The 6,795-nt window shown below is 67.1% G+C and carries 3 protein-coding genes and 1 pseudogene; 1 reads left to right on the forward strand and 3 read right to left on the reverse strand.

Annotated elements, in window-relative coordinates; all coding sequences use genetic code 11:
* Positions 1-187, reverse strand: a pseudogene (locus KGM94_RS22160) (hypothetical protein); the annotation flags it as partial.
* A 210-nt stretch (positions 188-397) separates the two neighbouring features.
* Here KGM94_RS22160 and KGM94_RS22165 point away from each other — a divergent pair.
* Positions 398-3,871 (forward strand): indolepyruvate ferredoxin oxidoreductase family protein, encoded by a 3,474-nt coding sequence (locus KGM94_RS22165; protein ID WP_300264127.1) that lies wholly within the window; start codon positions 398-400, stop codon positions 3,869-3,871.
* Between the two features lie 122 nt (positions 3,872-3,993).
* Here the strand turns inward: KGM94_RS22165 and KGM94_RS22170 are convergent, their stop codons facing one another.
* Positions 3,994-4,809 (reverse strand): sugar phosphate isomerase/epimerase family protein, encoded by an 816-nt coding sequence (locus KGM94_RS22170; protein ID WP_300264129.1) that lies wholly within the window; start codon positions 4,807-4,809, stop codon positions 3,994-3,996.
* A complete protein-coding gene (locus tag KGM94_RS22175; protein WP_300264132.1) occupies positions 4,806-6,533 on the reverse strand; it encodes an FAD-dependent oxidoreductase in 1,728 nt (575 codons plus the stop codon). Before KGM94_RS22175 ends, KGM94_RS22170 begins: the two co-directional genes overlap by 4 nt.
* Between the last annotated feature and the right edge of the window lie 262 nt (positions 6,534-6,795).

The raw sequence follows: 6,795 nt of genomic DNA on the forward strand, positions 1-6,795 counted from the left end.
GGCTGAAATGGGTCGGGCCTTCGATGGTGCCACCCTGGAAGCCGAGCTTTTGCGCGGTGGCATCGTCATGGATCGAAGCGTGGGAGTCGTAGACCTGCGCGTGCAGCATCTGCTTCGGGCTGCGCCACGGGCCCACAAGCAAATTGTCGCGCTCCAATAGCTCGGTCCTGAACGCCGGCTCCGTCATCCCTGGTGTCTCCCTTTACGCCCAAGCGTTTCAAAGAAGACGGAATTCGGCAAGAGCTATCCCCAAGACAAGAGCCATCCACAAGCGCCGGGCAGTTATGTCCTGCGGCCATGAATCCGCGCTGGGCACGCATAGCAAAACCGGTGCAATCTGTTCACAATTAGACCGGTTCAAAAGCGGCTCGGCTGACAGAGTGACGGGGGTCTCTCAATGGCGTTGATGGAAGTTGGGCTGGACGACAAGTACCGGCTGGATGCGAAGCGCATATTCCTTTCCGGTACGCAGGCGCTGGTCCGATTGCCCATGTTGCAGCGCGAACGCGATCGCGCGGCCGGGCTCAACACCGCCGGTTTCATCTCAGGCTATCGCGGTTCGCCGCTCGGCATGTACGACCACGCTTTGTGGCGCGCCAAAACCTTCCTCAAGCAGCACGACATCGAATTCCAGCCCGGCCTCAACGAGGATCTGGCGGCCACTGCCGTGTGGGGCAGCCAGCAGGTCGGCATGTTTCCCGGCGCCAAGGTCGATGGCGTGTTCGGCATCTGGTACGGCAAGGGCCCCGGCGTCGACCGCTCGGTCGACGCGCTGAAGCACGCCAACGCCGCCGGCACTTCGCGCCATGGCGGCGTGCTCGCGCTCGCCGGCGACGACCATGGCTGCCAGTCCTCCACGCTCGCGCATCAGAGCGAGCAGGTGTTCGCGGCGGCGCTGATCCCGGTGATCAACCCGTCGACCCTGCAGGACTATCTCGATCTCGGCCTCTACGGCTTTGCGCTGTCGCGCTTCTCGGGCTGCTGGATCGGCTTCAAGGCGATCGGCGAGACCGTGGAGAGCTCGGCCTCGATCGACAGCGATCCCGCGCGCATCCAGATCAAGCTGCCCGACGATTTCGAGATGCCGCCGGGCGGGCTCAACATCCGCTGGCCCGATCCGCCGCTCGACGCCGAACGGCGGCTGTTCGGCCCGAAGATGGAGGCGGTGAAGGCGTTCGCGCGCGCCAACCAGCTCGACCGCATCGTGCTGGATTCGAAGCCCGCGCGGCTCGGCATCATCGCCACCGGCAAGGCCTATCTCGACCTGCGCCAGGCGCTCGCCGACCTCGGCATCTCAGACAAGGACGCGCAGGATCTGGGGCTTCGCATCTACAAGGTCGCGCTGACCTGGCCGCTGGAGGAGCGCGGCGCGATGCGCTTCGCCGAAGGGCTGCAGGACGTGCTCGTGGTCGAGGAGAAGCGCGGCTTCATCGAAGACCAGCTGATGCGCATCCTCTACAATCTCGACGCCTCGAAGCGTCCGAGCATCGCCGGCAAGACCGACGAGAGCGGCCGGCCGCTGCTGCCGAGCGAGGGCGAACTGACGCCGACCATGGTCGCGTCCGCGCTGGTGGCGCGGCTGCGCCGGCTCGGGCACCAGAGCCCGGTGCTGGAACAGCGCCTCGCGCGGCTCGAAGCCTTCGAACATCCCGTCACGGCCGCTGCGCCGATAAAGCTGGCGCGCACGCCGTTCTTCTGCTCCGGCTGCCCGCACAACACCTCGACGCGGGTGCCCGAGGGCAGCCGCGCCATGGCCGGCATCGGCTGTCACGGCATGGCGCTGAGCATGCCGAGCCGGCGCACCGCGCTGATCTCGCACATGGGCGGCGAAGGCGTGAGCTGGATCGGCCAGGCGCCGTTCACCAGCGAGCAGCACATCTTCCAGAACCTCGGCGACGGCACCTATACCCATTCGGGCCTGCTGGCGCTGCGGGCGGCGGCGGCCGCCGGCATCAACATCACCTACAAGATCCTCTACAACGACGCCGTCGCCATGACCGGCGGCCAGCCGGCCGAAGGCGGCTTCACGGTGGCGCAGATCGCGCACCAGGTCTGGGCCGAGGGCATCAAGCGGCTCGCCATCGTCTCCGACGATCCCGGCAAATATCCGGGCGGCAGCTACTTCCCGCAAGGCGCGAGCGTGCATCATCGCCGCGAGCTCGACCGGATCCAGCGCGAGATGCGCGAGGTCAAGGGCCTCACCGTCATCATCTACGACCAGACCTGCGCCGCCGAAAAGCGCCGCCGCCGTAAGCGCGGGCTCTACCCCGATCCGCAGAAGCGCGCCTTCATCAACGAGCTGGTCTGCGAAGGCTGCGGCGACTGCTCGGTGGCCTCGAACTGCGTCTCGGTGCAGCCGCTGGAGACCGAGTTCGGCCGCAAGCGGCAGATCGACCAGTCGAACTGCAACAAGGACTATTCCTGCGTCGAGGGTTTTTGCCCGAGCTTCGTCACCGTGCACGGCGGCACGCTAAAGCGCATCAAGACCTCGGCGGTCGACTCCGGCCAGTTGTTCGCCGACCTGCCACTGCCCCCGGCCCGCCAGCTCGACGGCGCCTACAACATCCTGGTCACCGGCATCGGCGGCACTGGCGTGATCACCATCGGCGCGCTGCTCGGCATGGCCGCCCATGTCGACGGCAAGGGCTGCTCGGCGCTGGATTTCACCGGCCTGTCGCAGAAGAACGGCGCGGTGATGAGCCATGTGCGCATCGCTCCCAGGCCCGAGGACATCTCCGCCGTCCGCATCACGACCGGCGGGGCCGACGTCATCCTCGGCTGCGACATGGTCGTCTCCGCGGGTCCCGCAGCACTCAGCCGCGCCGAACGCGGCGTGACCAAGGCCTTCGTCAACGCCGACCTCCAGCCGACCGCGAGCTTCGTGCAAAACCCGGATCTCGATTTCGAGATGGGCGCGATGCAGACCGCGCTGCGCGATGCGATCGGCGAGACCAATCTCGACATCGTCGATGCCACCGGCATTGCGGCGGCGCTGATGGGCGACAGCATCGCCACCAACCCGTTCATGCTGGGCTTCGCCTTCCAGAAGGGCGCGATCCCGCTGTCGCTGGAGGCGCTGCTGCGCGCCATCGAGATCAACGGCGCCGCGGTCGAGATGAACAAGCTCGCCTTCACCTGGGGCCGGCTCGCCGCCCACGACATGTCGCGGGTGCGCAGCGTACTGCAGTTCAAGAGCCGCGCCGGCGCGCCGATCAAGACGCTGGACGACATCATCGCCACCCGCGCGGAGTTCCTGACCAGCTACCAGGACAAGGCCTACGCGGATCGCTACCTCGCCGCCGTCGCCAGGGTGCGGAAGGCGGAAGCTGCGGCCGCGCCGTCCTCGACCGACCTCACCGAAGCGGTGGCAAAGAACCTGTTCAAGCTGATGGCCTACAAGGACGAATACGAAGTTGCGCGGCTCTACACCGACGGCAGCTTTGCCAAGAAACTGTCGGAGAAGTTCGACGGCGACTACACGCTGAAATTCCACCTGGCGCCGCCGATCTTCGCCAGCCGCGACGCCAGCGGACGCCTGCAGAAGCGGGAATATGGCGGCTGGATGATCCACGCCATGGGCGTGCTCGCAAGACTCAAATTCCTGCGCGGCACCGCCTTCGACCCGTTCGGCCGCAGCGAGGAGCGCAAGACCGAGCGCAAGCTGGTCACAGACTATCTTGCAATGATCGACCGGCGGATCGCAGGCCTGACGGCGGCGCAGATCCCGCCGCTGGCGAAGCTCGCGCGCGTGCCGGAGACGATCCGCGGCTACGGCCACGTCAAGGAGGCCAACGTCAAGCAGGCGCTGGCCGAGACCGCACGGCTGGAAGCGGAGCTCGACAACAGCCGCTTCGCGGCCGCGGCGGAGTAGCGGGCCCCCCGATCGTCATTGCGAGGAGCGAAGCGACGAAGCAATCCAGACTGACACCGAGGAGAGATTCTGGATTGCTTCGCTTCGCTCGCAATGACGGTGCCTATTGAGAGAGACGCCGCTCAGAACCCGGCATCCGCGAGACGCCGGCAACTGTCGGCGATGTCGGCATCGGCGTTGTGCGAGATCACCTCGAGCATCGGCAGCTCGGAATAACCGACCTCGCGGAATGCCTCGGCGATGCCGGCGAGCGGGATGTCGCCCCGGCCGATCGGATCGTGCTTGTAGAGCCTTCGCGTCGTGTCGGAGAAATGCACGAGGCTGAGGCGATCCCTGACCCTGCGCAGGCCGTCGATGGGCGATTCGCCGATGAAGTGCGCATTGGCGACATCGTAGATCACGCGGATGCCGCCATCGCCGTACGTGTCCAATGCCGACATCAGCGCCTCCGCATCCGGCAGGAACGCAAACGGCATGTTCTCGACGAACAATTGCGTCCCGGCTTCGCGCGCGAGCGGCGCAAGGCGGTCGAGCGCGCGATAGAAGTGCGGTATCATGCGCTCGCGCGGCATCGGAAACAGAGGATTCGGCTTGCCGGGCCCGATCACGATCCCGCCGGCGCCGAGTTCGCCGGCGCAGCGCACGAATTTTTCGAGCAGCGCGAGCGTATAGGTCCGCATCTCCGGAACCGCGGCGGCGACGTTGAGATCGACGTTCGGCATGTTGACGGACACGAGCCGCAGCTTTCGCTCGCAGAGATCGCGTAGCCGCTGCAAGGACGACGAATCGAGATCGTCCGGCCAGAGATGGCCGGGAAAGAACATCAGCTCGACGCCGCCATAGCCCTGGTCGGCAAGCCGCGCCACCGTGTCATAGGCACTTCCGGCAAAGGTGTAGGAATAGGTGTTGATGGCAAATCCGGCCGGCCCGCCTGTCATGCCTGCTCCCTCGCCTGCGCCGGCGCCGCCGCGCTGTTGTGCTCCGCCAAATGCCGTCCAGCGATATAGCCGAAGGCCAGCGCCGGACCGAGCGTGATGCCCGGGCCCGGATAGTTGCCGTTCATGATCGAGGCCATGTCGTTGCCGCAGGCATAGAGGCCAGGAATCGGCGTGCCATCCTCGCGCAGCACGCGCGCCTGCGCATCGACCTTCATGCCGACGGCGGTGCCGAGATCGGCGGGATGGATGCGCAAGGCAAAGAACGGCGCGCGCGCGATCGGCGCCACACATGGATTCGGCCTATGGGCGGCATCGCCGAGGTGACGCTGATAGATGGTGCTGCCGCGGCCGAACTCGGGGTCGCGGCCCTTTGCGGCGTCGGCGTTGTAGTTCGCGATCGTCGCGGCGAGCGAGGACGGCTTGACGCCGATGCGGCCTGCCAGCTCTTCGATGCTGGAGGCCTCGATCAGCTCGCCGCTCTTCACATGGCGCTTGTAGTTCCAGGTGAACGGCCTGATGCGGCCGAGGCCATAGGTCCAGAGGAAGTCGCGGTCGCAGACGAGATGGAAGGGCCGGTCCGGCTCGCCATTGCCGTCGCGCAGCATCGCGAGCACGAACTCATGGTAGGACAACGCCTCGTTGACGAAGCGCCGGCCCGCGGCATTGACGGCGATGACGCCGGGCTTGGCACGGTCCGTCACCGTGTGCGGAAACACGCCGCGGCTGCCGTCGGCGCGGCGGAACAGCGAGGCCGGCACCCAATAGGCGGCGCTCGTAACGCCCGTGTCGAGCGCGGCGCCGGCGGCGGCCGCAAGACGCAGGCCATCGCCGGTGCCGGCGGAACTCGTGGCCGAGACGAATCCCGCGGCCGCGGGGAAGAACCGCTTGCGCAGGCTCGCATCATGCGAAAAGCCGCCGGTCGCGAGCACCACGCCGCGACGCGCCGCGATCAGGCGACCGCGCGCGCCGTGACGGATGATCACCCCGCGCACGCGGCCGGCCTCGATCGCGAGGTCCTGGACGTCGGCGCTGAAGAGAATCTCGACCTGCCGGGCCAGCAGCGAGGCGTAGAGCCGCGCCGCCAGCGCATTGCCGAGATGCAGCGTGGTGCCGCGCGGGCTCTTCAGCCGCTGCAGCGCATATTGCGAGATCAGCCGCGCCGATCGCAGCGTCGACCGCAACGACTTTCCGACCCGGCGCAGATGCGGAATGTCGAGCCGGTTGACCATCATGCCGCCGAATAGCGTGAACTCCGGCAGTGGCGGCCGCAGCCGGGCAAAACCGGCGCCGAGCTTCCTGCCGTCGAAGGCGACCGGCTCCAGCACGCGGCCGCCGGGCGTGGCGCCGAGCCGCTCCGGATAGTAGTCGGGATAGGCCTTGACCGGCTGCAGCCGCACCTCGGTGTTGGCCTCGAGCCAGGCGATCGCCTCGGGTCCGCGGGCCAGGAAGGCGGCGCGCAGATTCGCGTTCGCGGCCTCCGGCACCGTGCTGGCGAGATATTGCACGGCGTCGGTGACGCTGTCGGACAGCCCCGCCTCCTTCATCTTGGCGTTGGCGGGGATCCAGACCATGCCGCCGGACCAGGCGGTGGTGCCGCCGACGAAGGCGGTCTTCTCGATCACCAGCACGCGCAGGCCTTCGGCCGCCGCGACCGCCGCAGCCGTCATGCCACCGGCGCCGGCGCCGATGACCACGACGTCGTAGGTCTCATCCGACGGCATCATGCGGCAAGGTTCCAGGGGCATTCACGGGGGCGAAGCATGCATCCGTCATACCCGCCTGGAGGTGCACGCGCCATCGTTTGCGCATTGCCCCTCTCCGGATGGCACGGCCAGCGACGGCAGGCCGCCGGCGCTGACATCTGAGGTGAAATCTAACATCGCGAATTTCCTTCGCGCGTCAGACGGTTATCTCCAACTCATCATGCAAGCCGGACGCTCTTCACGAACAGCTTAACCGACCTGACGCAAGGTGCGAGGTCGCGCC

It is taken from the genome of Bradyrhizobium sp. (assembly GCF_028868675.1).
Taxonomy (GTDB): domain Bacteria; phylum Pseudomonadota; class Alphaproteobacteria; order Rhizobiales; family Xanthobacteraceae; genus Bradyrhizobium.

Bases quoted from the DNA above. Each gene is read 5' to 3' on its own strand.
- KGM94_RS22175 (WP_300264132.1), bottom strand. From the start codon at position 6,533: ATGATGCCGTCGGATGAGACCTACGACGTCGTGGTCATCGGCGCCGGC.
- KGM94_RS22170 (WP_300264129.1), bottom strand. From the start codon at position 4,809: ATGACAGGCGGGCCGGCCGGATTTGCCATCAACACCTATTCCTACACC.
- KGM94_RS22165 (WP_300264127.1), top strand. From the start codon at position 398: ATGGCGTTGATGGAAGTTGGGCTGGACGACAAGTACCGGCTGGATGCG.